General features: G+C 76.1%; 1 protein-coding gene. It reads left to right on the forward strand.

The window, feature by feature from the left end; translation table 11 throughout:
* Positions 1–800 (forward strand): alpha/beta hydrolase (locus H5J30_RS35680; protein WP_181791925.1); only part of this gene is annotated, 800 nt, incomplete at its 5' end.
* Positions 801–1001: the final 201 nt, after the last annotated feature.

The raw sequence follows: 1001 nt of genomic DNA on the forward strand, positions 1-1001 counted from the left end.
ACGTCGAGGGCTGCCGCCTGTCCTACGGCCCGCTGCTGGCCCGCCTCGGCTCCCGCGCCGGCGCCACCGACCTGGAACGGGTCCGCCGCGCGCTGGGCGAGGAGCGGATCAGCCTGCTGCTGCACTCCTACGCCACCGTCGCCGGGCAGGTCTACCTCACCCGCCACCCGGAACGGGTGCGCGCGGCGGTCTTCGACGGGGTCGTCGACCCGGACAGGCCGGGCACGTCCTATGTACTGAGGACGCTGCACACCCGCCAGGAGCTGGACGACGAGCAGGTCCCCGAGCCGACGGCCAGGGCCGTACCGAAGGAGGTACCGCGCGACGTGCGGGCGGCGTTCGACGAACTGGACCCGGGGCCGCCGCCGCTCGCGCTCTTCCTCGGCGTGCACTGCACGGACTTCCGGTGGCCGGGGAACCTGCGCGCGCTGCTGCGGGAGCTGGACGACGCGGACGAGGCGCGGTGGCGTACGCGGACGGTGGCGCGCGACTACGCGCCCTGCGTGCACTGGCCGGGGCGCGGGGAGCCGCTGGGCGCGGTCCGCCCGGCGGGCGGTGAGGGGGGCTACGGCGCGGCGGACGGGGCGGATCTGCTGCTGGTCAACAGCGAGGACGACATCCGCACGCCGGCGGTGGGCGCGGAGCGGGTCGCGATGCGCTTCCGGGCGCCGCTGCTGACGGTGCCCGGCGGGCGGCACGGGCTGGTGGGCTTCGGCAACGAGTGCGCGGAGCGCGCGGCGGTGGACCACCTGACGGCACGCCCCGCGGCGGACGCCCCGGAGACCCACCTCAGTTGCTGACGGACGCGCTCCCTCCGGCTGCCACCATCAATTGCCGACCGGCGCGCTCCCTCCCCGCTGTCGGCCTCAGTTGCCGACCGGCACAGTCCCTCCCGACTACCGCCGTCAGTTGCCGACCGGCGCAGTCGCCCGCGTCACCCGCTCTCCCCGCCGCCACACCTCCGTCACCAGCGGCACCCCCGGGCGGTACGCCAGGTGCAC

It is taken from the genome of Streptomyces phytophilus (assembly GCF_013870535.1).
Lineage (GTDB): Bacteria > Actinomycetota > Actinomycetes > Streptomycetales > Streptomycetaceae > Streptomyces > Streptomyces phytophilus.